Genomic DNA, 24,051 nt, shown 5'->3' on the forward strand with positions numbered 1-24,051 from the left:
GTAACGACGGCCAGGTCGTCGTTACACGTCACAGTCCCGCCGTGCTGCTCCTCAGGAACCGCCGCCGAAGTCCCCTCCGCCGAAGCCGCCGCCACCGCCGAAGTCGCCGCCCCCACCGTCGCCGAAGCCGCCGCCGAAGTCGCCGGGGTCGAAGTCGGAGCCGGAGATGTCGCCGCCGTCGAAGCCGCCGCCGAAGTCGCCGCCGCCGTAGTCGGCCGCGTAGGCGGGGCTCGCCAGCATGGAGCCGAGCACCGTGCCGACCAGCAGGCCCGGCAGCATGCCGCCGCCGAAGTAGCCGCCGGCCCACGGGCCGTACGCCGGGCCCGCGTCGTAGTACGGGCGGCGCTCCCCCGCCCCCGCGTCGACCGTGCGCACATGCGGGTCCTCGCCGTCCCGCAGCCGCGTCGCGTCCGCCGCGCAGACCGGGACCTCGCGGGACGAGCCGCCGGGCGGCGTCCACAGGGCGTCCTCGGTGGAGGGGCCGTGGCGCGGGTCGAAGAAGCAGGGCGCCCTGCGCTCGGGCAGCGGGCGGCCCTCGCGGCGCGCGGCAAGCTGCGCGAGTGCGAACCGGCCGTCCTCCAGGGCCTGCGTCACGCCGCGTACGTCGTCCGGGCGCCGGGCGTCGGCCATGTACTGCTTGGCCTTCTCGTACGCGTCGAGCGCCCGCTCGAAGTCGGCCCGCATCGCGTCGTCGGCGCCGGCCTCCGCCGGGTGGAAGTCGAGCCGGTCGAGTTCCTCGCCGAACGCCGTGATGTCCTCGTCCACGACGACCCGCAGCTTGTCGAGGGCCTCGCGCTGCTCCTCCTCGCGCTTGCGCCGGTTGCGCCGGCTCAGGGCGTAGACACCGACGCCGCCGACCACGACGACCGCGCCGACGCCGATCAGGGGGCCTACGGAGACGCCCTCGTCGCCGCCGCCCGCGTCCCAGGCGGACGGGGCCGAGCCCCTAGCCGTCCGGACCGACGTGCTCACGAAGTCGTCGAGCTGGCTCTTGGCGGACTCGCCCTGCACGCTGCCCACCGCGTTCTTGACGGCCTGCTGGGACATCACCCGACTGTCCGCGCGCGCGTCGAACCGGTCGCCGAGGCGGACCCCGTACACGCCCACGATCCCCGTCTTCGCACGGAGATCGCTGAAGAGCTTCTGCGTCGGGAAGTCGGCGGGCAGCACCGCGACCATGACCGGCTTGTTCGCGTCCTTGATCTTGTTCTCGAGCGCGTCGACGTCGTCCGAGGTGAGCCCGCCGGCCGCGCCGGGCGCGACGTAGACAGGGCTCTTCTCCAGGGCGTCGGCCACGGTGGACACGTCCGTGGCGGCGGCCGCGGGGGGCGCCACGGTGAGGGTGGCGCCCAGGGCGAGGAGCGGGGCGGCGAGGGCGGCGATGAGGGGCCTCATGTATCGACGCTAACTCAGCGCGGTACGTGGGGCCCCTCTCGCGGCGACGTGGTTGGCGTCCCGGGGCTCTGCCCCGGACCCCCGCGCCTCAATCGCCGGCGGGGCTTGATGTGGGCTTGAGAGGTCTATTCGACCGGTTCCACGCCCGCCCGCAGCAGCCCGTACGTGTACGCGTCCTCCAGCGCGCCCCACGACGCCGCGATCACGTTCTCGGCGACGCCGACCGTGGACCACTCGCCGGTGCCGTCGCTCGTCGAGATCAGGACGCGGGTCGTGGAGGACGTGCCGTGCTTGCCCTCCAGGATGCGGACCTTGTAGTCGACCAGCTCCAGCTTCGCGAGCTGCGGGTAGATCCGCTCCAGGCCGACGCGGAGCGCGCGGTCGAGGGCGTTCACCGGGCCGTTGCCCTCCGCCGTGGCGACGATGCGCTCGCCCTTGGCCCACAGCTTCACGGTGGCCTCGTTGGCGTGCGAGCCGTCGGGGCGGTCCTCGACGATCGCGCGCCAGGACTCGACGCGGAAGTACTTGCGCTCCTTGCCCTCGACCTCGGCGCGCATCAGGAGTTCGAAGGAGGCGTCGGCCGCTTCGTACGTGTAGCCCTGGAGTTCGCGCTCCTTGACGCGCTCCACGACCCGGCCGATCAGCTCGCGGTCGCCCCCGAGGTCGACGCCGAGCTCCTTGCCCTTGAGCTCGATGGACGCGCGGCCCGCCATGTCGGACACGAGCATGCGGATGCGGTTGCCGACGAGGTCGGGGTCGATGTGCTGGTACAGGTCCGGGTCGACCTTGATCGCGGAGGCGTGCAGGCCCGCCTTGTGCGCGAACGCGGAGACACCCACGTACGGCTGGTGCGTGGAGGGGGTGAGGTTCACGACCTCGGCGATGGCGTGCGAGATACGGGTCATCTCGCGCAGCGCGCCCTCGGGGAGGACCTTCTTGCCGTACTTGAGCTCCAGAGCGGCGACGACCGGGAAGAGGTTGGAGTTGCCGACGCGCTCGCCGTAGCCGTTCGCCGTGCACTGGACGTGGGTCGCGCCCGCGTCCACCGCGGCGAGGGTGTTGGCGACGGCGCAGCCCGTGTCGTCCTGGGCGTGGATGCCGAGCCGGGCGCCGGTGTCGGCGATGACGGTGGAGACGACGGCCTGGACCTGGGCGGGCAGGAAGCCGCCGTTGGTGTCGCAGAGGACGACGACGGAGGCGCCCGCCTCGTGCGCGGCCCGGACGACGGACTTCGCGTACTCGGCGTTGGCGCGGTAGCCGTCGAAGAAGTGCTCGCAGTCGACGAAGACCCGGCGGCCCTCCGCGACCAGGTAGGAGACCGTGTCGCGGACCATCTCGAGGTTCTCTTCGAGGGTCGTGCGCAGGGCCAGTTCGACGTGCCGGTCGTGCGACTTGGCGACCAGGCAGATCACCGGAGCGCCGGACTCCAGGAGGGCCCGCACCTGCGGGTCCTCGCTCGCCTTGGCGTTCGCCCTGCGGGTGGCGCCGAAGGCGACGAGCTGCGCGTGCTTGAAGTCGATCTCTTCTCGCGCGCGGGCGAAGAACTCGGTGTCGCGGGGGTTGGCGCCGGGCCAGCCGCCCTCGATGAAGCCCACGCCGAAATCGTCCAGGTGCCGGGCAATGGCCAGCTTGTCCGCGACGGTGAGGTTGATGCCCTCGCGCTGTGCGCCGTCGCGCAGCGTGGTGTCGAAGACGTGGAAGGCGTCGGAGGCCTCGCGGGAATCGTCGAGTTCGCCGGCGGTGTCGCTGAGACGTTCACTGGGGCTGCTGCTCATGCTGATCTGGCTCCTGATCGGGATCTCGGTCTTCGTACCGGAAGGACCGGTTCCACCGTCCATCTATGATCCCTCGCGCTCTCGGCCTGGCTGCGGGTGGGCCAGAAACCGAAAAAACCCCTCGCGGGTGCGAGAGGTCTGCGCGCGGGTCGAGGACGACGGTGTCCACCTGTACCGGGTCGTACGAGGTGGTCACTGCGGACCGGCGCGCCTGCTGCCAATAATCATGGCCAACGAGAGCACGGACGCAGTTTGCCACAGCCCCGGCGAGGCCTGGGCTGTGGTCTCACGATGCGGTCAGACCGGTGTCACCCCGGCTGCCGTGCGCGGAGAGGCACTTCCCGTACGAGGTGCGCCGACCCGAACGCCACCGCGCACAGCACCGCCGTACCGACCGCCACTCCGTGCAGCCCGTCGACGATGCCCGCGGGACCGGGGCCGTCGTGCACCCGCTGGACGAACACGGACCCGAGCACCGCGACGCCGAGCGAGCCCCCGACGGTCCGAAGGAGCGTCTGCGTCCCGCTGGCCGCGCCCATGTCGCGGGGCTCGGCGCTGTTCATGGTGATCAGCATCGAGGGCTGCAACAGGCAGCCGAGGCCGACGCCGAGGGCCAACGTCAGGGCGGACGCCGCCCACGTCGCCGTCCCCGTGCCGAGCAGGAGCAGGGCCAGCGCGCCCGCCGTCGCCAGGGCGCCGCCCGCGAGCGGGTAGGGCCGGTAGCGGCCGCCGTTGCTCACGCGCCGCCCGATGGTCAGCTGGGCGCCCATCATGCCGAGCATCAGGGGGAGCAGCAGCAGTCCGCTCCCCGTCGCCGACATGCCCCGTACGTGCTGCATGTACTGCGGCAGATACGTGGCGGCCGCGAGCATGGCCGCCCCCGAGGTGAAGCTCAGCACCTGCGCGACACCGAAGTTGCGGTCGCGGAACAGCCGCGGCGGGATCACCGGCTCGGCCGCGCGCCGCTCCACCGCGACGAACCCGGCGAGGGCCGCCGCCGAGACCAGGGCGAGCGCCCCGATCAGTGGCGACGTCCAGGCGTACGTCGTCCCGGCCCACGACGACAGCAACGTCAGGGCGAGGATCGCGAGGGTGAGCAGCGCCGCGCCCGCGAGGTCGACCCGCGCCTTCACCCGCTCGGTGCGCACCCGCACGCCCGCCCCGACGACGGCGAGAGCGAGGGCCCCGACGGGCACATTGACGTAGAACACCCACCGCCAGTCCAACTGGTCCGTGAGGAAGCCGCCGATCAGTGGGCCGCCGATCATCGCGGCGGGCAGCAGCACGCCGATGACGGCCTGCGAGCGGCCCGCCTCCGCGGGCCCGAGCAGCGTCCCCACGAGCGAGATCGCTCCCACGAACAGGCCGCCCGCACCGATGCCCTGCACCGCCCGGAACGCGATCAACTGCCCCATGTCCTGGGCGAGTCCGCACAGCACGGACCCGGCGAGGAAGACGGAGATCGAGGCGAGATAGCTGCCCTTGCGGCCGTACAGGTCGCCGACCTTGCCCCACAGCGGGGTGGTCACGGCCGTGGCCAGCAGGTAGGCGGTGACCACCCAGGACAGATGATCCATGCCGCCGAGGTCGCCGACGATGACGGGCAGGGCCGTGCCGACGATGGTGCCGTCCAGCGTGGCGAGCACGATACCGAGCAGCAGCCCGGCGATCACGAGCCGGGAGGGCGCGCGCTCCGCGGTCCGCCGCATCTCTTCCGTGAGTGTCGTCATGGTCGCCTCAAGCCGCGTACGGGCGATCGGACTTGGCGTCGCGCAGGGCATGCGCCCACCAGGTCAGCTGGTCGAGCATCGCCTTGGCCGCGGCGTCCACGGCCGGATCGTCGACCCGGCCGTCCGCGTCGAACGCGCCCCAGGCGTTGTGGAAGCTGACCGTGTTGCGGACGCTCATGGCGTTCAACTCGGCCATGACGACCCGCAGTTGCTCGACCGCGCGCAGCCCACCGGACAGGCCCCCGTACGAGACGAAGCCGACCGGCTTGCCATGCCACTCCGTGTTGTGCCAGTCGATCGCGTTCTTCAGGGACGCCGGGAAGCTGTGGTTGTACTCGGGCGTGACGAGGATGAACGCGTCGGCGGCGGCGAGGCGCGGCGAGACCCGGGCGAGGGCCTCCGTCGCGCCGGGCGGCGGCTGCTCACCGAAGGCCGGCAGGACGGTCGGCAACGGCGTCTCGGCGAGGTCGACGACGTCGGCGCGCAGATCGGCGCGCTGCCCGAGGTGGCCGGCGAGCCACTTCGTCACGACGGGCGCGAAGCGGCCCTCGCGGGTCGAGCCGACGAGGACGGCGACGCGGAGCGGATCGGTGCTTGGCATGACGGAACCCCCTGTTTGTGTACGGCGTACACTCTGGTGTGCGTACAACGTACACATCGATGTGTACGGCGTCCACTGGGGATACGCTGTACACGTTCATGCGTGAGAAGTGAGAAGCGAGAGGGGTCGATGGCGTGGTGGCACAGGGGAAGGCCGAGAGCGAGGCGGGCGGCCTCGTCGAGCCCTCGCTCTGGGAGCGTCTTGAGCGGCCCGCGCCCACCCGGCGCGCCTCGCTAACCCTGGCGCGGATCGCCGCGGCGGCCGTGGAACTGGCCGACGAGGAGGGCGGCGCCGCCGTCACCATGCGCCGCCTGGCCACCAAGCTGGGCGTCGCCCCGATGGCCGCGTACCGGCACGTCTCCGACAAAGAGGATCTGTGGGCGCTGATGTTCGACCGGGTCTCGGCCGAGCTGACCGTGCCCGACGACGTGACCGACTGGCGCGAGGTGCTGCGCTCCTTCGGGCTCCAGACACGGGAGTTGATGCTCCGTCACCCCTGGCTCGGGCAGACGCCGTTGCCGCTCATCCAGCTCACCCCGGCGCGGATGGCAGTGGCGGAGCGGCAGTTGAAGGCGCTGGCGACCAAGGAGCTCGACACGGACGCGATGGTGGCCGCCCACCGCACGGTCGGCGCGTTCGTGCACGGCGCGACCCAGACCGAGATCGCGCTGCGCGAGTACCGCGAGCGGCACGGTTGGAAGAGCGGCGACGAGACGCGGGAGGCGCTCGCCCCGCAGATGAAGTACCTGTTGGAAAGCGGCCGTTACCCGAACTACCACCAGTACGCCCTGTCGGCGACCCGCAAGGACGACCCGGCCTGGGAGTTCGAGTTCGGCCTCGACTGCGTGCTCGACGGGATCGCGCGGCGACTCGACATCTGACCCGTACGAAAAGAGCCCGCTGCGGTCAGGCGGTCTGCTTCGCCGGCGTGCCGCCGACGGCCTCCGCGTTCTTGACCTGGTTCAGGTCGATGTCGCGGGTCTCGCGCATCGTCAGGTAGACGATCAGCGAGACGGCCGCGCACCCGGCGACGTACCAGTAGAAGCCCGACTCGATGCCCGCGTCCTTGAACCAGAGCGCCACGTATTCGGCGGTGCCGCCGAAGAGGGCGTTGGCGATGGCGTACGGGAGAGCCACGCCGAGGGCGCGGATGCCCGTCGGGAAGAGCTCGGCCTTCACGCAGGCGTTGATGGACGTGTAGCCCGTGACGATGACGAGGGCGAGCAGGGAGAGGCCGAGGGCCGGCCAGAACGAGCCCGCGTGCTGGAGCAGCGTCATGATCGGCACGGTCAGGAAGGTGGAGCCGACCGCGAAGGTGATCAGCAGCGGGCGGCGGCCGATCCGGTCGGACAGCGCGCCGGCGAGCGGTTGCAGACAGGCGAAGACGACGAGGGCGAAGAAGGAGACGAGGGTGGCCGTGTCCTTGCTGAGGCCCGCCGAATTGGACAGGTACTTCGTCAGGTACGTCGTGTACGTGTAGTACGCGACCGTGCCGCCCATGGTCAGCGCGATCACGAGGAACGCCTCGCGCTTGTGCGCCATCAGCGCCTTGATGGTGCCCTTGTCGTCGCCGCCCACGGTGGCGTCCGCGTCGGCGGACTCCTCGTAGACCTCGGTCTCCAGCATGTTGCGGCGCAGGTAGAAGATGATCGCCGCGCCGAGGGCGCCGATGATGAACGGGATGCGCCAGCCCCAGCTGTGCAGGGCGCCGTCGGTCATGGTGCGCTGGAGCACGATCATCAGCCCGAGGCCGACGATCTGGCCCGCCGTCATCGACACGTACTGGAAGCTGGAGGCGAAGCCGCGCTTCTCCGGGGACGAGGCCTCGGTGAGGTAGGTGGCGCTGGCCGCGTACTCGCCGCCGACCGAGAGGCCCTGGAGCAGGCGCGCGATCAGCAGCACGACGGCGCCGCCGTAGCCGGCCACCGCGTACGTCGGCGCGATGGCGATGAGCACCGCCGACGCGGACATCAGCGAGACGGTGAGGGTCAGCGCCGCCTTGCGGCCCTTGCGGTCACCGACCCGGCCGAGCAGCCAGCCGCCCACGGGGCGCATGAAGAAGCCGACGGCGAAGATGCCGGCGGTGTTCATCAGCTGGGCGGTCGGGTTGCCGCTCGGGAAGAAGGATCCCGCGAAGTACGTCGCGAAGCTCGCGTACACGAACCAGTCGAACCACTCGACCATGTTCCCGGCCGAGCCGACCAGGATCTTCTTCCATTGTTCTCGTCCCATGATCGGCACGATGCGGGAGTGGTCATGCTCAGAGCAAGAGCACCCGGGCAACGATCACGCGTACTTGCGTTCATAGTGTTCACGGGGCTGTTCGCGGTGCGGTTCACGCGCGAGTTCGGCGAACGTCGCGAGCCAGTGGTCGGTCGTGAAGTCGCCGCTCTCGACGGCCGGGAGGCCCGCGTCGAGGTGCTCCTCGGCCGCCTTCGTGAGCCGCTCGCGCACGAGTCCCTCCGGCAGTGCGTTCGCGATCGTGCGCAGCGCGGCGGCGCGGGAGAGCGCGAGGCCGAGAAGGTGGCCGATGTGCGGGTCGGCGTGGTCGGAGACGACCGGTACGTCGAGGAGTGCGCAGGGGGCGTCGGCGGCGAGGGCGGGGAGGAAGCGGTCGAGCCAGGCGGCGAAGTCGTCGGCGTTCTCGAACACGCGGCGCATCGCGTCGGCCTCGGTCAGCGCCGGCGACAGGAAGTCCTGGCCGGAGGGCTCCCAGTGGGCGGGCGCGTCGTGGTCCGCGGCGAACCAGCTCCGCAGTCGTTCCCGTACGGCGTCGAGGGTGCGGGCGGGCAGTCCGGCCCGCTCCCCCGTGTCGAGGATCAGGCCGAGGGCGAAGGCGCTGTTGGCGTGGATGCCGTGGCGTACGGGATACGTGGCCTTCGGGAGCCAGTCCGTGAGGAGGCGGTCGACCGCGTCCACGGCCGGGGCGAAGGCGTCGGCCCAGCGGGTGCCCTCGCACTGCGCGGCGAGCGCGACGAGCCAGGCCCAGCCGTAGGGGCGCTCGAAGCCCGGTCGGGCGAGGAGGTAGTCGGCTTCCCGGGTGAGGTTCTCGCGGGTGAGGTGGCGGTCGAGTACGTCGGCGTGGGCCTCCGGCCGGGTCCGGAGCAGCAGCCAGTGCATGTGCACGGAGCTGTGCCAGTCGTAGGCGCCGTAGAAGGCGGGGTGGAGCTCGCTCGGGCGGGCGTTGTCGTCCGGGGAGGTGGTGAGGTGGGCCGTGAAGTTGGGGTATTCACGGGTGACGTTGGCTGCCGCCAGCTGGGCGGTTTCGTCCGGGGTGAGCATGGGGGGCCTTTCGGTGGGGCGGGGTGCGGGCGCGTGCCCGCGGGGTGCGTGTGCGTCGCCGGGTGCGGTGCTGCTGTGGTCCGGTTTGCGCAGTTCCCCGCGCCCCTGGCCGTCAGTGCGTTGCGCCCTCCGTGACCTTGAGGTCTTCGTTCGTCGAGGCAGCCGTCAGCAGCAACGAACGGATGGCCGTGGCGACCGTTTCGGCCGGGAGGGACGGTGCTGAGCCGTCCGGTACCTGGTCCGGTGCCCACGGGACGTGGACGAAGCCGCCCCGGGTGTCCGGGAGTTCCGTGGCCAGGAGGTGGGCGAGGCCGTAGGCCACGTGGTTGCAGACGAACGTTCCGGCCGTGTTGGAGAGTGCTGTCGGGACCCCCGCGGAGCGCATCGCCGACACGCACGCCTTCACCGGCAGCGTCGAGAAGTAGGCGGCCGGGCCGCCCGGTACCACCGGGACGTCGATCGGTTGCGCACCCGCGTTGTCGGGGATGCGGGCATCGTCGACGTTGATGGCGACGCGCTCGATCGTGACGCCGGGGCGGCCGCCCGCCTGGCCGAGGCAGACGACCAGGTCGGGGCGGGTCTCGGTGACCGCGGCCCGTAGCGTCTTCAGTGATTCGCCGAAGACGCACGGGAGTTGGACCGCCGTGACGGCGAGACCTTCCGGTGGCGCGGCGGCGACCGCCCGCGCCGCCTCCCACGACGGGTTCAAGGACTCCCCGCCGAACGGTTCGAATCCCGTGAGCAGTACCCGGGTCATCGGCTCCGACCTCCTAGAACGCGAACAGCGACATGATCACGATGTTGCAGCCGAGGAGCGCGAAGCCCGTCGGCAGTTGTGCCTTGATCGGCCCGTACTGGTCCTTCAGTTCGAGGAGGGTCGCCGGGACGATGTTGAAGTTGGCGGCCATGGGCGTGATGAGCGTGCCGCTGAAGCCCGCGAGCATGCCCATCGCGAGGACCGCGGGCTCGTTGCCGCCCATCTGCTGGATGAGCACCGGCCAGCCGATCGCCGCCGTCATGACGGGGAAGGCCGCGAAGGCGTTGCCCATGATCACGGTGAACAGGAACATGCCGACGCAGTACGCGATCACGGCCAGGTACTTGGAGTCGTCCGGCAGCATGGCGTTCGTGATCCGGCCGACCTGGCTGCCGACGCCTGCGACCGCGAAGATCGTGCCGAGGACGGAGAGGAGTTGGGGCAGCAGCAGCGCCGCGCCCATCGCCTCCAGCATCGAGCGGCCGGAGTGGATCGGCGTCGACACCTTGCGCTCGCCGGTGACCAGCATCCCGACGACGAGCGCCGCGACGCAGCCGACGCCGAGCCCGAGGAGGGTGGCCTGGCCGGTCTCGAAGATCCCCGATTCGTCGAGGAAGGACGCGCAGATGATGGCGACGATCGGGATGGTGAGCGCCGGGATGAACAGCTTGTTGCCGAGGCGGACCGCGGACTTCTCGCGCTGCTCCTGCGTGGTCGTGACCGGTTCGCCCTTGCCGATGAAGTTGAACCCGGCGAGCGCGATCAGCGCGAGGACCGCAACGCCCAGGGGTTCGGCGGGCAGCGCCTTCGAGCCGCCCGCGACCCCGGTGCCGTAGGGGAAGGTCAGTCCGAGCAGCCCCCAGAAGGCGGCCGACGTCCAGCGCTTGGGGTTGGTCCGGTCCCTCGCCATCTGCACGGCCATGACGACGAAGACGAGACCGATCAGCCAGTAGAGCCATTCGACCTTGATCACTTGGCGGTCTCCTTCCCGGAGTCGCCCGGGGTCTGCTTCGGCAGCGGGATGTCGTGCTCGGCGGCGGCGAGCGCCATCTCGCGCTCCAGATGCCTGTCGAGGCGCAGCAGGCGGGCGCCGTGGATGAAGAAGGCGCAGACGGCCAGCGGGATGGCCCACAGCGCGAGCTGCGTGGGTTCGAGGTGCTCGTGGTACGTCGAGTTCACGAATCCGGTGATCAGCAGGATCGAGCCGATCGCGATGAAGCAGTCCTCACCGAAGAAGACGCCGACGGTGTCGGCGGACGCCGAGTAGGAGCGGACCTTCTCGCGCATCTTGTCCGGGAGCACGGCCCCGGACTTGCGTTCGGCGGCGGCCTCCGCCATCGGCGCGACGAGCGGGCGGACCGCCTGGGCGGGGCCGCCGAGGTTGTTGAGGCCGAAGGCGGCGGTGACCTGGCGGACCAGCAGGTACGCGGTGAGGAAGCGGCCGGCGCTGAGCTTGCCGAGTTTCCCGATGAGGGTGCGGGCCTGTTCGCGCAGGCCGTAGCGCTCCAGGAGGCCGATCACCGGCAGCACGATGGCGAAGACGGTGACGGAGCGGCTGTCGGCGAAGGAGGTGCCGAAGGCGGCGAGGATCTCCAGCGGGTTCATCTTGCCGAGCAGCCCGGTGACGATGCCGGCGACACCGACCACGAGAACGGGATTGCGGCGCGTGACGAATCCGAGGATCACCACGAGCACGCCGAGCAGAACGATCATGCGGCGGCCTTTTCGATGAGGGACGCACTTATGGATGAGGGATGCACGGACCCTAGAGGATCGTTCAACGATCTAACAAGAGGTTCCGGAGCGCGGACATCCGATCGGGCTTTCATCGAGACCGAATCTTGACCCTTGTCGGATCGTTCAACGATCCTCTACCTTGAGCTCGTGATCCAGGATGTCATCGACCTCAATGCCGACCTCGGCGAAGGCTTCGGCCGGTGGAGCCTCACCGACGACGAGGCCCTGCTCTCCGTGGTGACCAGCGCCAACGTCGCCTGCGGGTTCCACGCCGGCGATCCCTCCGTGATGCGCCGGGTCTGCGACCTGGCCGCCGAGCGCGGTGTACAGATCGGGGCGCAGGTCTCGTACCGGGACCTCGCCGGGTTCGGGCGGCGCGCCATGGACGTGCCGCCGGACGAGCTTGCGTCCGAAGTGGCGTACCAGATCGGGGCGTTGCGGGTGTTCGCCGAGGCGGCCGGCGCCGAGGTGGCGTACGTGAAGCCGCACGGGGCGCTCTACAACCGGACCGTGCGGGACGCGGAACAGGCCCGTGCGGTCGTCGACGGTGCGCGGCTCGCGGGTGGGGAGCTGCCCGTGCTGGGGCTCCCCGGATCCCAACTGCTGCGCGTGGCCGAGGAGTTCGGGCTGCGGCCCGTGCGCGAGGCCTTCGCCGACCGTGCGTACACCCCCGAGGGCACGCTCGTGCCGCGCCGCGAGCCGGGCGCCGTCGTCGAGGACGCGGACGCCGTGGTGCGCCGGTCCGTCGCGTTCGCGGTGGACGGAGGGGTCGAGGCGGTCGACGGGTCCCATGTCGCCGTCGCCGCGCGGTCGTTGTGCGTGCACGGTGACACCCCTGGCGCGGCGGCGATCGCGGCGCGGGTGCGGGTGGCGCTCGAGGGCGCCGGGGTTGAGGTCGGGGCGTTCACGTGAGCATGCGCGTACGGGCTGCCGGGCGGCGGGCGCTGCTGGTGGAGTTCGACGACGCCGAGCAGGCGGGGGCGTTCCACGCGGAGGTGCTGCGCAGGCGCGGTGCGGGGGTGCTGCCGCCGGTGCGGGAGATCGTGCCGGGGGCGCGGACGGTGCTGCTCGACGGGGTGGCGGAGCGGGATGCGCTCGCGCGCCAGGTGGGCGAGTGGGATGTGCCGGTGGGCTCCGTGGCGGAGGGGGACGTCGTGACGATTCCTGTCGTGTACGACGGGCCGGATCTGGCGGAGGTGGCGGGGCTGTGGGGGGTGTCGGTGGCGGAGGTCGCCGCGGTGCACTCCTCGTTCGAGTACCGGGTGGCGTTCTGCGGGTTCGCGCCGGGGTTCGGGTATCTGGCCGGGTTGCCGGAGGGGTTGCGGGTGCCGCGGCGGGCGACTCCGCGTACGCGGGTTCCTGCGGGGGCGGTTGGGGTGGCTGGGGGGTACTCGGCGGTGTATCCGCGGGAGTCGCCGGGTGGGTGGCAGTTGATCGGGACGATGCCGGATCCCGGGGTTCTGTGGGATGTGGGGCGGTCGGCGGCGGCGCTGTTGTCGCCTGGGACACGGGTCCGTTTCGCCCCGACGGGGCCGACGCCACGGGGCTCCGCCCCGGACCCCGCGCCTCAATCGCCGGCGGGGCTTGATGTCGCCGCCGGGCCGGAGCCCACGACTCATGCCCCCACGGGGTTGACGTCACGGGGCTCCGCTGCCCAATCGCCGCAGGGGCTTGAATTGCCCGCTTCATCGCCTCATGAGTCGAGGCTTGATCTGTCCGCGTCTCAAGGGTCGGCGGGGACCGGTTCGGCATATCAAGCCCCGCTTTCGGACGAGAGCCAGCGGGGTGTGGGGCGGAGCCCCACAGTGCGGAGGACGGACGGGGCGGGAGGGGGCACGGCATGAGCGGGAAGATCACCGTCGTGCGGGCCGGGGCGCTCACCACCATTCAGGACTCCGGGCGGATCGGCCACGCCCACCTCGGCGTTCCCAGGTCCGGCGCGCTGGACGCGGATGCGCTGCGGCTGGCCAACCGGCTGGTCGGGAATCCGGAGGACGCCGCCGTACTGGAGACGACCCTCACCGGGTGTGCGTTGCGCCCCGACCAGGGCGTCAGCTTCGTCGTGGGTGGGGCGCCGTGCCCGGTCACCGTCGACGGGGCGCCCGCCGCTTGGGGCGTACCCGTGTACGTGCCGGCCGGAGCGACCCTCGACGTGGGCACGGCCAGTGCAGGCGTGCGGTCCTACGTCGCCGTAGCCGGAGGGTTCGCCGTCGAGGCCGTGCTCGGGAGCCGGTCCACCGATCTGCTGTCGGGGCTCGGCCCCGCACCGCTGGGCGCGGGGGACCTGTTGCCCGTCGGCGAGGCACCCGGTGCGCACCCCGCCACACCGGTGGCCGCACCATGGACCGCTCCCCCGGAGGAACTCGTGCTGCCGGCCCGGTTCGGGCCGCGCACGGACTGGTTCACCGAGGGCGCGCGCCGCACCTTCGTCACCGCCACGTACACCGTCTCGGCCAACAGCAACCGGATCGGCCTGCGTACCGAAGGGCCCTCCCTGGAACGGGAGTTGGACGGCGAGCTACCCAGCGAGGGCATGGTGCTCGGCGCGGTGCAGGTGCCCCCGGACGGGCGGCCCGTGGTGTTCCTCCACGACCATCCGACGACCGGCGGCTACCCGGTGATCGCCGTCGTGGACGAGGACGCCCTCGGCGCGGCGGCCCAGGCGGCGCCCGGCACCCCGCTCCGGTTCACCCTCTAGCCGTTCCGGGACAGGGCTTCGTCCAGGAACTCCCGTACGTGGCCCATGACCTGGCCCCGGTCCGCGCGCAGGCCGATCGCCACCGCGATGGAGAAGCCGTCGAGCAGCGCCCGCAGCCGGGTCGCGAAGCGGTCCGGGTCGAGGGCCCCGAACTCGCCGCGTGAGACGCCCTCGGCGAGCAGCGCCACGAGGTCGCGGTGCCAGGTCCCCTCGATGGCGGCCTGGCGGGCCCGCGCGTCGTCGTCGGCGTTGCGCGAGCGGTTGAACACCTCGAGCCACAACGTCCAGTGCGGATCGCGCGGCGCGTCCGGGACGTACAGGTCGACGTAGGCGTCGAGGCGCTCCCGCGCGCTGCTGCCGCCGACCAGCAACTCCCGGCGGCGCGCGCCCAGTCGACCCTCACTCCACTCCAGCGTCCGCAGCAGCAGCTCGTCCTTGCTGCCGAAGTGGTACGCGAGGTGGCCGCTGCTCATGCCGACCTCGCGGCCGAGCGCGGCGAGCGTCAGCCGTTCGAGGCCGTGCTCGGCGATCATCGCCATGGTCGCGGCGAGCACGGCCTCGCGCGGTGGCGCCGGTGTGCGTCGGCGCTGCGTCCCGGTCACCGCTCAGGCACCCGAGAGCGGTTGCTGCTGAGTGATGCAGTGGATGCCGCCGCCCGCCGCGAAGATCGTGCGGGCGTCGACGAGGGTGACCGTCCGGGACGGGAACAGCCGGCGGAAGATCGCCGCGGCCTCCTCGTCGTTCGGGTCGTCGAAGCCGCACAGCACCACGCCGTCGTTGCAGAGGTAGTGGTTGATGTACGAGTAGTCGACCCAGCCGCCGTCCGCCGCGTCCGTGAGGACCTTCGGCGCCGGGACCTCGACGATCTCCAGGGGCCTGCCCCGCGCGTCCGTCTGCCCGGCGAGGCAGCCGATGATCTCGCGGCTCACCTCGAAGTCCGGGTGCGCCGGGTCCCGCTGAGAGTGGACCAGGACCACACCGGGCGCCGCGAAGGCCGCCACGATGTCGACATGTCCACGCGTGCCGAACTCGCCGTAGTCCGCGGTGAGTCCGCGCGGCAGCCAGATCGCCTTGGACGTGCCGATCCGGGCGTGGATCTCCGCCTCGACGTCGCCCTTGGGGCGGCCCGGGTTTCGGCCCTCGTCGAGCTGCACCGTCTTCGTCAGGAGCACCGTGCCCTCGCCGTCGACGTGGATGCCGCCGCCCTCGTTGACGAGCGACGTGGAGTGCACGGGCACACCGGCCAGGTCCGCGACATGGCGCGCGATCTTCGCGTCGTGCTCCCAGCGGGCCCAGCTCTGCGCGCCCCAGCCGTTGAACGTCCAGTCCACGGCGGCCAGTTCACCGGACCCGGAATGCCTCACGAACGTAGGGCCGATGTCGCGCATCCACGCGTCGTCCAGTTCCCGCTCGACCAGCTCGATCGACGGGTCGAGCAGCGCCCGCGCGGACTCCGCCTGCCCCGTGCCGACGACCATCGTCAGCGGCTCGTGGCGGCGCACCGCATGAGCTACGGAAGCCCACGCGGCCCGCGCCCCGGCCAGTTCGGCCTCGTCGGAGAAGGTCGGGTTGGGGCCCGGCCACGCCATCCACGTGCGCGCGTGCGGGGCCCACTCGGGCGGCATCACATACGTCATGGGCTGCGTCATGAGCTCGATCCCTTACAGGAAGTAGAGGCGGTTGAGGGAGACGGACTCGGCCGGCTCGGAGCGCAGCGGGTCGCCGTCGAGGGTGACGAGGCCCGTGCGCTGGTCCACGTCGACCGCTCCCGTACGGGAGTTGAGGCGCAGATCGGCGGGGCCGATGCCGCGCGTGCCGCGGACCGCGACGCGGCGCCTGCGGGTGGGCATCGTGTCGTGCCCGTCGTCGACGGCGGCCTGCGCGACGAAGGCGACCGACAGCTCGGCGGCCGTCGCTCCGTACGCCCCGAACTGCGGGCCGAGAACCAGGGGTTCGCAGGTGTCGGTGGCGGCGTTGGGGTCACCCACCACCCCGTACGCGGGGAAGCCGGACTTCAGGACGAGCTGCGGCTTGGCGCCGAAGAACTCGGGGCGCCACAGCACGATGTCGGCCATCTTGCCGGGCTCGAGCGACCCGATCTCGTGCGAGAGGCCGTGCGCGATGGCCGGGTTGATGGTCAGCTTCGCCATGTAGCGCAGGACGCGCTCGTTGTCGTGGCCGACGCCCGGGTCGCCGAGCTCGCCCTTCATCTTCCCGGCCATCGCGAACGTCCTGCGCACGGTCTCCCCCGCACGCCCCATGCCCTGCGCGTCCGAGGACGTGATGCCGATGGCGCCCAGGTCGTGCAGTACGTCCTCGGCACCCATCGTCCCGGCGCGGATCCGGTCGCGGGCCATCGCGGCGTCGCCGGGGAGGTCCGTCTTCAGGTCGTGGACGGAGACGATCATGCCGTAGTGCTCGGCGACGGCGTCGCGGCCGAAGGGGAGGGTCGGGTTGGTGGACGAGCCGATGACGTTCGGAACTCCCGCCATCTTCAGTACATTTGGCACGTGGCCGCCGCCGCAGCCCTCGATGTGGAAGGCGTGGATGGTCCGGCCTTCGAGCACCTTGAGGGTGTCCTCGACCGACAGGCACTCGTTCAACCCGTCGCTGTGCAGGGCGACTTGGACGTCGTGCTCCTCCGCCACCCGGAGGGCGGTGTCGAGGGCGCGGTTGTGTGCGCCCATGTCCTCGTGCACCTTGAATCCGCAGGCGCCGCCCTCGGCGAGTGCCTCGACCAGCGGGGCGTCCTCGGAGGACGAACCCCGGCCCAGGAAGCCGATGTTGACCGGCCACGCGTCGAAGGCGGAGAACGCGTGCTTCATCGCCCACGGCGAGTTGACCCCGACGCCCCAGACCGGGCCGAACTCCTGGCCGATGATCGTGGTGACGCCGGAGGCGAGCGAGGCCTCCATGATGCGCGGCGACAGCAGATGCACGTGGGTGTCGACGGCTCCGGCGGTGGCGATCATGCCCTCGCCGGAGACGATCGTCGTGCCCGTGCCGACCACGACGTCGACGCCGTCCAACGTGTCCGGGTTTCCGGCCCGCCCGACGGCGTGGATGCGGCCCTCCCGGATCCCGATGGAGACCTTCCTGATCCCGAGCGCGGCATCGATCACCACGACGTTGCTGATCACGATGTCGCAGGTGTCGCGGACCGCGGCGGCCTTCAGGTGCAGCCCGTCACGCGCGGTCTTGCCGAACCCGGCGAGGAACTCGTCCCCGTAACTCTGGGAGTCGGACTCGACCTTGATGGTGAGCCCCGAGTCCCCGAGCCGGACGCGGTCACCGGCGCGCGGGCCGTGCGTCCCCGCGTACTCGTAGGGGGTCAGTCGGCGGGCTTCGGCGGCGTGGCCTCCGGGGCGGCTCATCGGCCCTCCTCCTCAATCTTGGCACCCCGGTATCCGCAGGCGGCGGCGCGGCGCAGCGCCTCCTCGCGGGCGCCGGGGGCGTCCAGCGGACCGTCGACCAGACCCGCGAACCCAATGGCGACCCGGGCCCCGCCGATCGGCAGAAGCCCGACGTCCCGGGTCTCCCCCGGCCCGAACCGCACCGACGACCCCGCGGGCACCGCGAGCCGCATCCCGTACGCCTTGTCCCGTACGAAGTCCAGGCGCGGGTTGACCTCGAAGAAGTGGAAGTGGGAGGTGACGGAGACGGGGACGGTCGCCGTGTTGGTGACGGTGAGCGTCAACTCGGGCCCGGGGTCGTGGTGTTCGGGGCCGGGCAGCAGCGCGCCGGGGGCCTCGTCCGTGAGACTGCCGCCCGCGATCGGGTCACTCACGACCGCGAGCCGCGAACCGTCGTCGAAGACCGCCTCGACGTGCACCTCGGTCACCACATCGGCGACGCCCGGCAGCACGTCGTCGGGCCCGAGCACGGAGCGCGCCGCCTCGATCGCCTCGGCGAGCCGCTCCCCGTCGCGGGCCGCCTCGCAGACGGTGTCCGCGATCAGGGCGGTCGCCTCCGGCACGTTGAGCCGCAGGCCGCGCGCCTTGCGGGCCCGCGCGAGCTCGGCGGCGCCGAACAGCAGCAGCCGGTCACGTTCCGTGGGGGTCAGTCTCACGCCGTCACGCCTCCTCGTCGTTCTTAGAGCGCCATTCTAACGCTGGCCGCTGCGAGCTGGAAGGCCAGGTGGTGACAGGGTGCGGTGCAGGTTGAATCGCGCTCTAAAATCGCCGCACGGCGCACACGCAAACAGGGCCGCACCCCCGAACGGGAGTGCGGCCCTGCACTGGTAGGCCGACCGGCCGAGCGGAGCGACTAGCCCAGCTCGTGCATCCAGCCATGCGTGTCCTCGGCCTTGCCGCGCTGGATGTCCAGGAGCGCGTTGCGCAGCTTCATCGTGACCTCGCCGGCCTCGCCGCCGGACTGGGTCCACTCGGCGCTCGCACGCTTGACCGTGCCGACCGGCGTGATGACGGCGGCGGTGCCGCACGCGAAGACCTCGGTCAGCTCGCCGGACTCCGTGGCGGCCTGCCACTCGTCGATGGAGATGCGGCGCTCCTCCGACTCGTAGCCGAGGTCGCGGGCGACCTGGAGGAGCGAGTCACGGGTGACGCCGGCGAGCAGCGAACCGGTGAGGGTGGGCGTGACGATTTTGTCGCCGTACACGAAGTACAGGTTCATGCCGCCCAGTTCCTCGACCCACTTGTGCTCGACGGCGTCGAGGTAGGCGACCTGGTCGCAGCCCTTCGCGGCGGCCTCGGCCTGCGCGAGCAGCGACGCCGCGTAGTTGCCACCGGTCTTGGCGTCGCCGACACCGCCGGGCACGGCGCGCACGCGGTCCTCGGAGAGCCAGATGGAGACGGGCTTCACGCCGCCGGGGAAGTACGCGCCCGCGGGCGAGGCGATGACGATGAAGAGGTACTCGTTGGCGGGCTTCACGCCCAGCCCGACCTCGGTCGCGATCATGAACGGGCGCAGGTAGAGCGACTCCTCGCCACCGTGCGCGGGCACCCAGTCCTTGTCCTGCTGGACGAGCAGGTCACAGGCCTCGACGAAGGTCTCGACCGGCAGCTCGGGCATGCCGAGGCGCCAGGCGGAGTGCTGGAAGCGCTTGGCGTTCATGTCGGGCCGGAAGGTGGCGACCGAACCGTCGGGGCGGCGGTAGGCCTTCAGGCCCTCGAAGATCTCCTGCGCGTAGTGCAGGACGTTCGTGGCCGGGTCGAGGGAGAGCGGTCCGTAGGGCACCAGCTGCCCGTCGTGCCAGCCCCGCCCCTCGGTCCACCTCACCGTCACCATGTGGTCGGTGAAGTGGCGGCCGAATCCCGGGTTGGCCAGGATCTCCTCGCGCTGCGCGGCGGACAGCGGGGTGGCGGTGGGCTTGAGCTCGATCGTGGGCGTCGTCATGGTTGCGTGTCCTTCACCGTTGGTTGTGACGGACCGCGTTCACGCCTGCACCCTTTGTACTAGGACGTCCGAGCTTCCACGTACATCGCGGTCCCGCGTTCGATTATCGCGCGAGACGGGGTGTGCTCGGAAACGGACCCGGTGGTACCTGTCGGGTACGGGGGCGTAAAAGCGGCCCATGGGTTGATGGTCGCACCCAGGGGCCGCACGAGAACAGCCGCCGGGCGCGGTGTGCGACCCGGCGGCTGCTGTTTTCAGCAGTACGAGATGAGCGCCGGGTCAGCCGGCTACTACTCGGGCGACGAGGGCGTCACCGATCTCGTCGGTGGAACGCACGGCATCGCCGCGCTCGCCGAGGTCCGCGGAGACCGCGGTCTCGATGCGGGCGGCCTCGGCCTCGTACCCGAGGTGACGCAGGAGGAGGGCGACCGAGAGGATCGTGGCGCTCGGGTCGGCCTTGCCCTGGCCCGCGATGTCCGGGGCCGAGCCGTGCACGGGCTCGAACATGGACGGGAACTCGCGGCTCGGGTTGATGTTCCCGGAGGCCGCGACGCCGATACCGCCGGAGACGGCCGCGGCGAGGTCGGTGATGATGTCGCCGAAGAGGTTGTCGGTGACGATCACGTCGAAGCGGGCCGGGTCGGTGACGAGGTAGATCGTCGCCGCGTCGACGTGGATGTAGTCGGTGGTGACCTCGGGGAACTCCTTGGCCACCTTGTTGAAGATGTTCGTCCACAGGTGGCCCGCGAAGGTCAGCACGTTGTTCTTGTGGACCAGCGTGAGCTTCTTACGGGGGCGGGCCTGGGCGCGGGCGAAGGCGTCACGGACCACGCGCTCCACACCGAACGCGGTGTTGACGGAGACCTCGGTGGCGACCTCGTGCTCGGTGCCCTTGCGGATCACGCCGCCGTTGCCCGTGTACGGGCCCTCGGTGCCCTCGCGGACGACGACGAAGTCGATGTCCGGCTTGCCCGCGAGCGGCGTCGAGACACCCGGAAGGAGCTTCGACGGGCGCAGGTTGACGTGGTGGTCGAACGCGAAGCGGAGCTTCAGCAGGAAGCCGCGCTCCAGGACGCCGGACGGCACCGACGGGTCGCCGATGGCGCCGAGCAGGATGGCGTCGTGCTTCTTGAGCGAGACGAGGTCGTCCTCGGTGAGGGTCTCACCGGACGCGTGGTAGCGCTTGGCGCCGAAGTCGTACTCCTCGGTCTCCAGCTTCACATCCTGCGGAAGGACGGCGGAGAGGACCTTGAGACCCTGGGCCACGACCTCCTGGCCGATACCGTCACCGGGGATCACTGCGAGATTGATGCTGCGAGACATGTTCAGCACCGTACTCCTTGTCCCATGGAATGACATGGGCTGTCCACGATCCGGACGACCGTCCACCTGTCGCTCTTTGTTCACCCGTACGTCTGGCGGGAGTTGACGGTCGCTGGGAAGTTCTCCTGCCATGGACACTCCGAACGTCGGCATCCCGGAGCGGCTCGCCCAGCGGATGAGCATGGCGGAACAACACGAGTACCTCCGTACGAAGTTCAGCAGGCGCCGGATGCTGGCGGGGGCCGCCGGGACGGTGGGCGGGGTCGCCCTCCTCGGCGGCGGCACGGCGACGGCGGCCACCACCGTCGTCCCGCGGCGCGGCCCGGTGCGCGTCGACGGCTCCCTCGTCGCCCCCTTCGGCCGGCATCTCGCCTTCGGCGCCGACCCGAAGACGCAGATGCGGATCTCGTGGCAGGTGCCGTTCGCGGTCAAGGACCCCTATCTGCGGGTGGGATCGAAGCCCTGGGAGCTGAGCCGGAAGATCGCGGCGGAGGTGCGCGCCCTGCACACCCCGTCGCTGTCGAAGAAGCTCCCCGAGGTCGAGCAGCTCTACCTGCACGCCGCGCTCGACCACCTCAGGCCCGGCACGACGTACTACTACGGCGTCGGCCACGACGGCTTCGACCCGGCCGACGCGGAGCGCCTCGGCACACTCGGCACCTTCCGTACGGCGCCGGCCGCCCCGGAGTCGTTCGTCTTCACGGCCTTCGGCGACCAGGGCGTCAGCTACGACGCGCTCGCGGGCGACCAGATGATTCTCGGGCAGAACCCGTCCTTCCACCTGCACGCGGGCGACATCTGCTACGCCGACAGCAGCGGCCAGGGCAGGGAGTCGGACACGTACGACGCGCGGGTGTGGGATCAGTTCCTCGCGCAGACGGAGACGGTCGCCAAGTCGGTGCCGTGGATGGTGACGACCGGGAACCACGACATGGAGGCCTGGTACTCCCCGAACGGCTACGGCGGACAGAGCGCACGCTGGTCGCTTCCCGAGAACGGCCCGGACCCGTCGAAGGCTCCCGGCGTCTACTCCTTCACGTACGGGAGCGTGGGCGTGGTCGCGCTCGACGCGAACGACGTCTCGTACGAGATCCCCGCCAACAGGGGCTACCTGGACGGGAAGCAGACCGCCTGGCTCGACAAGCGGCTCGGTGAGCTGCGGGCGCGGGACGACATCGAGTTCGTGGTCGTCTTCTTCCACCACTGCGCGTACTCGACGTCCACGCACGCCTCGGACGGCGGGGTGCGCGACGCGTGGGTGCCACTGTTCGCCAAGCACCAGGTGGACCTGGTGATCAACGGGCACAACCACGTCTACGAGCGCACGGACGCGATCAAGGGCGCGGGGAACGGGGAGGTCGGCAAGCCGGTGCCGGTCGGCGCATCGACCGATCCGACGCGCGACGGCATCGTGTACGTCACCGCGGGCGGCGCCGGCAAGGACCTCTACGGCTTCGGGCCGGGCGTGCCGGACAGCTACGAAGGCGACGTGCACGATCGCGAGTCGATCGTCACCTTCCACTGGACGACGTCACGCCTGCCCGACCCGGACACCGTGGAATGGTCCCGGGTGCGGTACGCCGGCTTCTCGTTCCTCGCGGTGGAGGTGGAGAGGGGCCGGATGAAGGTGTCGGCGCTGGCCGAGAGCGGCGAGCGCATCGACCACTTCGAGGTACGAAGAAGGGCGTAGGGCCTGGCTTTTTTATCAGGCCCGGATCTCAGTGACCGGTCTCGCCGCCGTTGTCCCTGCGGTCCAGCGCGCGCTGGAGGGCGGCGGCCGCGGTCCTGGCGGCCTGGCGGTCGGCTTCGCTCGACGGGGAGACGTGACGGACTCGGCGGCGGACGGGCGTCGCAGTGGCCATGAGGGATCGACTCCTTGAGAATCCGTGGGAATCCTCGCGCGCCATGTGCGCAAGGGGATTTCGAGGTGCCGGAAGGGCGGGAAGCAGGAGCTGCAGGGGTTGCCTGCCAGGTGCTCCGGCTCGCTGCCGCCATTCGCCGGATCGGGCGAGTCGTTCGGCTTCTACAAAGCTAGGACAGGTCTCTGCTTCTGTCTCCACAATTACTCGGACTTCCTACTATCTGAGACGGGACCCGCGTCTTGGGCCCCACCAGCCCCATCGACAACAGTGCTCACAGTGGTGGCCGAGTCCGGTCGCGTGGCCGGGCCGGGCCATGGCGTGGCCGCCGTCCACGCACCACGATGGGTCCCCTACCGGCCGGGCCGCGGTGGCCCGGCCGGTCCCTGGGGAGGAGTCCCACCATGCGCGTCATCAGTCAGCGCCGGCTCGGCGGACCCGAGGTGCTCGAAGTGGTGGAGGTGGACCGGCCCGAGCCGGGGCCGGGTGAGGTACTGGTCCGGGTCCGGGCCGTGGGGGTGAACCCGGTGGACCGGATGGCGCGCTCCGGCGCCGCACCGCTCCTCGGCGATCCGCCGTTCACGCTCGGCTGGGACGTGTCGGGCGTCGTCGAGGCGGCGGGCCAGGAAGTCACCGAATTCCGGCCGGGCGACGAGGTGTTCGCGATGATCCGGGGTGGCGGCTACGCCGAGTACGTCGTGATCCGGACCGAGCACCTGGCGCCGAAGCCGGGCAATGTCGACCACGTCCACGCGGCGGCGGTGCCCGCGGCGGCGCTCACCTCGTGGCTCGCGCTCGTCGACGTGGGGCAGATCGGGCCCGGCCGCAGGGTGCTGGTGCACGCGGCGGCCGGGGGCGTCGGGCACGTGGCGGTCCAGATCGCCAAGGCCGAGGGCGCGTACGTGATCGGGACGGCGCGCGCCGACAAGCACGACTTCCTGCGGGAGCTGGGTGTGGACGAGCCCATCGACTACACGACCACGGATTTCGCCCATGCCCTGCGGGACGTGGACGTGGCCATGGACCTGATCGGTGGCGACTACGGGCCGCGCACTCTGGTCACGCTGCGGCCCGGTGGGCTCCTGGCCTCGGCGATGCTCTGGGATCCCGGGGTCAGTCAGGAGGACGCCGAGACCCGGGGTGTCCGGTTCGCGCCCATCTCGGTGCAGCCGTCGGGGGCGACGCTCCGGAAGGCGGCGGCGTTGCTGGCCGCGGGGCGGCTGCGGCCGCACGTCTCGGCCACGCTTCCCCTGGAGGAGGCGGCCAAGGCGCACGAACTGGGTGCCTCGGGCCACACCCAGGGCAAGACGGTCCTCACCCTGCCCTGAGCGACACCGGGACCGCTTGCCTCCCCCACCCCGCCCCTTCCCGAAAGTCCTGCCGGACGGGCCTGCTCAATCGCCGCAGGGGCTATGAGCGGCCCTGCCGGGTGGGTCTGCTCAATCGCCGCAAGGGCTATTTATAGCCCCTGCGGCGATTGAGCAGCGGGGTCCGGGGCGGAGCCCCGTGGCCGGGGGACGGCGACACGCTGCAGAGGCG

Annotated in this window: 21 protein-coding genes and 1 pseudogene; 6 read left to right on the top strand and 16 right to left on the bottom strand. The window is 71.2% G+C overall.

The genetic code is table 11. From position 1 onward, the window contains the following. Positions 1-51: 51 nt before the first annotated feature. From ABT004_RS29290 to ABT004_RS29305, 4 genes are all read right to left on the bottom strand, one after another. Positions 52-1,395, bottom strand: a complete 1,344-nt coding sequence (locus ABT004_RS29290) for a hypothetical protein (RefSeq protein ID WP_351342678.1) — start codon at positions 1,393-1,395, stop codon at positions 52-54. Positions 1,396-1,520: 125 nt separating this feature from the next. Beyond that, complete coding sequence (cimA, locus tag ABT004_RS29295; protein ID WP_351342680.1) at positions 1,521-3,170, bottom strand: citramalate synthase; 1,650 nt, start codon at positions 3,168-3,170, stop codon at positions 1,521-1,523. Between the two features lie 308 nt (positions 3,171-3,478). After that, positions 3,479-4,900 (bottom strand): MDR family MFS transporter, encoded by a 1,422-nt coding sequence (locus ABT004_RS29300; RefSeq protein ID WP_351342682.1) that lies wholly within the window; start codon positions 4,898-4,900, stop codon positions 3,479-3,481. A 7-nt stretch (positions 4,901-4,907) separates the two neighbouring features. Beyond that, positions 4,908-5,501 carry an NADPH-dependent FMN reductase gene (locus tag ABT004_RS29305; RefSeq protein WP_351342684.1) on the bottom strand — a complete coding sequence of 198 codons (594 nt, stop codon included), beginning with the start codon at positions 5,499-5,501 and terminating at the stop codon, positions 4,908-4,910. Positions 5,502-5,635: 134 nt separating this feature from the next. Between ABT004_RS29305 and ABT004_RS29310 the strand changes: the two genes are divergently transcribed. After that, positions 5,636-6,382 (top strand): TetR/AcrR family transcriptional regulator, encoded by a 747-nt coding sequence (locus ABT004_RS29310; protein ID WP_351342686.1) that lies wholly within the window; start codon positions 5,636-5,638, stop codon positions 6,380-6,382. A 25-nt stretch (positions 6,383-6,407) separates the two neighbouring features. Here ABT004_RS29310 and ABT004_RS29315 read toward each other — a convergent pair whose 3' ends face one another. From ABT004_RS29315 to ABT004_RS29335, 5 genes are all read right to left on the bottom strand, one after another. Then, on the bottom strand, positions 6,408-7,733 hold the full coding sequence (locus tag ABT004_RS29315; protein ID WP_351342688.1) for an MFS transporter: 1,326 nt from the start codon (positions 7,731-7,733) through the stop codon (positions 6,408-6,410). A gap of 54 nt (positions 7,734-7,787) precedes the next feature. Beyond that, positions 7,788-8,783 carry a DUF2891 domain-containing protein gene (locus ABT004_RS29320; protein WP_351342690.1) on the bottom strand — a complete coding sequence of 332 codons (996 nt, stop codon included), beginning with the start codon at positions 8,781-8,783 and terminating at the stop codon, positions 7,788-7,790. Between the two features lie 112 nt (positions 8,784-8,895). Then, positions 8,896-9,540 (bottom strand): pyroglutamyl-peptidase I, encoded by a 645-nt coding sequence (gene pcp / locus ABT004_RS29325; RefSeq protein WP_351342692.1) that lies wholly within the window; start codon positions 9,538-9,540, stop codon positions 8,896-8,898. Between the two features lie 13 nt (positions 9,541-9,553). Further along, entirely contained in the window at positions 9,554-10,513 is a 960-nt protein-coding gene (locus ABT004_RS29330) for a DUF979 domain-containing protein (protein ID WP_351342694.1), read from the bottom strand. Then, positions 10,510-11,253: a DUF969 domain-containing protein gene (locus tag ABT004_RS29335; protein WP_351342696.1), complete on the bottom strand. Its 744-nt coding sequence runs from the start codon at positions 11,251-11,253 to the stop codon at positions 10,510-10,512. The genes ABT004_RS29330 and ABT004_RS29335 overlap by 4 nt, the downstream gene beginning before the upstream one ends. A 171-nt stretch (positions 11,254-11,424) precedes the next feature. Here ABT004_RS29335 and ABT004_RS29340 point away from each other — a divergent pair, with 171 nt between their 5' ends. The 3 genes and pseudogenes from ABT004_RS29340 (at position 11,425) to ABT004_RS29350 (ending at position 13,975) form a co-directional block, all read left to right on the top strand. Then, the gene (locus ABT004_RS29340) at positions 11,425-12,189 is read left to right on the top strand and encodes a LamB/YcsF family protein (protein WP_351342698.1); all 765 of its coding nucleotides are present in this window, start codon (positions 11,425-11,427) and stop codon (positions 12,187-12,189) included. Between the two features lie 2 nt (positions 12,190-12,191). Beyond that, positions 12,192-12,803, top strand: a pseudogene (locus tag ABT004_RS29345) (5-oxoprolinase subunit B family protein); the annotation flags it as partial. Positions 12,804-13,117: 314 nt separating this feature from the next. Beyond that, the gene (locus ABT004_RS29350) at positions 13,118-13,975 is read left to right on the top strand and encodes a 5-oxoprolinase subunit C family protein (RefSeq protein ID WP_351342700.1); all 858 of its coding nucleotides are present in this window, start codon (positions 13,118-13,120) and stop codon (positions 13,973-13,975) included. Here the strand turns inward: ABT004_RS29350 and ABT004_RS29355 are convergent. From ABT004_RS29355 to ABT004_RS29380, 6 genes are all read right to left on the bottom strand, one after another. Continuing rightward, positions 13,972-14,514, bottom strand: a complete 543-nt coding sequence (locus ABT004_RS29355) for a TetR/AcrR family transcriptional regulator (protein WP_351342712.1) — start codon at positions 14,512-14,514, stop codon at positions 13,972-13,974. The genes ABT004_RS29350 and ABT004_RS29355 overlap by 4 nt on opposite strands. A gap of 66 nt (positions 14,515-14,580) precedes the next feature. Next, entirely contained in the window at positions 14,581-15,612 is a 1,032-nt protein-coding gene (locus ABT004_RS29360; RefSeq protein WP_351342714.1) for an agmatine deiminase family protein, read from the bottom strand. A 24-nt stretch (positions 15,613-15,636) separates the two neighbouring features. Next, entirely contained in the window at positions 15,637-17,349 is a 1,713-nt protein-coding gene (locus ABT004_RS29365) for an urease subunit alpha (RefSeq protein WP_351342702.1), read from the bottom strand. Continuing rightward, positions 17,346-18,044: an urease subunit gamma gene (gene ureA / locus ABT004_RS29370; protein WP_351342704.1), complete on the bottom strand. Its 699-nt coding sequence runs from the start codon at positions 18,042-18,044 to the stop codon at positions 17,346-17,348. The genes ABT004_RS29365 and ureA overlap by 4 nt, the downstream gene beginning before the upstream one ends. A gap of 197 nt (positions 18,045-18,241) precedes the next feature. Next, the gene (locus ABT004_RS29375) at positions 18,242-19,330 is read right to left on the bottom strand and encodes a branched-chain amino acid aminotransferase (RefSeq protein WP_351342705.1); all 1,089 of its coding nucleotides are present in this window, start codon (positions 19,328-19,330) and stop codon (positions 18,242-18,244) included. 279 nt (positions 19,331-19,609) lie between these two features. Continuing rightward, a complete protein-coding gene (locus tag ABT004_RS29380) occupies positions 19,610-20,653 on the bottom strand; it encodes a 3-isopropylmalate dehydrogenase (protein WP_351342707.1) in 1,044 nt (347 codons plus the stop codon). Between the two features lie 130 nt (positions 20,654-20,783). Between ABT004_RS29380 and ABT004_RS29385 the strand changes: the two genes are divergently transcribed. Next, the gene (locus ABT004_RS29385) at positions 20,784-22,343 is read left to right on the top strand and encodes a purple acid phosphatase family protein (RefSeq protein ID WP_351342709.1); all 1,560 of its coding nucleotides are present in this window, start codon (positions 20,784-20,786) and stop codon (positions 22,341-22,343) included. Positions 22,344-22,371: 28 nt separating this feature from the next. Here ABT004_RS29385 and ABT004_RS29390 read toward each other — a convergent pair whose 3' ends face one another. Then, on the bottom strand, positions 22,372-22,515 hold the full coding sequence (locus ABT004_RS29390) for a hypothetical protein (protein ID WP_266714423.1): 144 nt from the start codon (positions 22,513-22,515) through the stop codon (positions 22,372-22,374). A 401-nt stretch (positions 22,516-22,916) separates the two neighbouring features. Here ABT004_RS29390 and ABT004_RS29395 point away from each other — a divergent pair, with 401 nt between their 5' ends. Continuing rightward, positions 22,917-23,840 carry an NADP-dependent oxidoreductase gene (locus ABT004_RS29395; RefSeq protein WP_351342711.1) on the top strand — a complete coding sequence of 308 codons (924 nt, stop codon included), beginning with the start codon at positions 22,917-22,919 and terminating at the stop codon, positions 23,838-23,840. Positions 23,841-24,051: the final 211 nt, after the last annotated feature.

Origin of the sequence: Streptomyces sp. NPDC002790 (genome assembly GCF_040295505.1) — a bacterium.
In the GTDB taxonomy this organism is placed as follows: Bacteria; Actinomycetota; Actinomycetes; order Streptomycetales; family Streptomycetaceae; genus Streptomyces.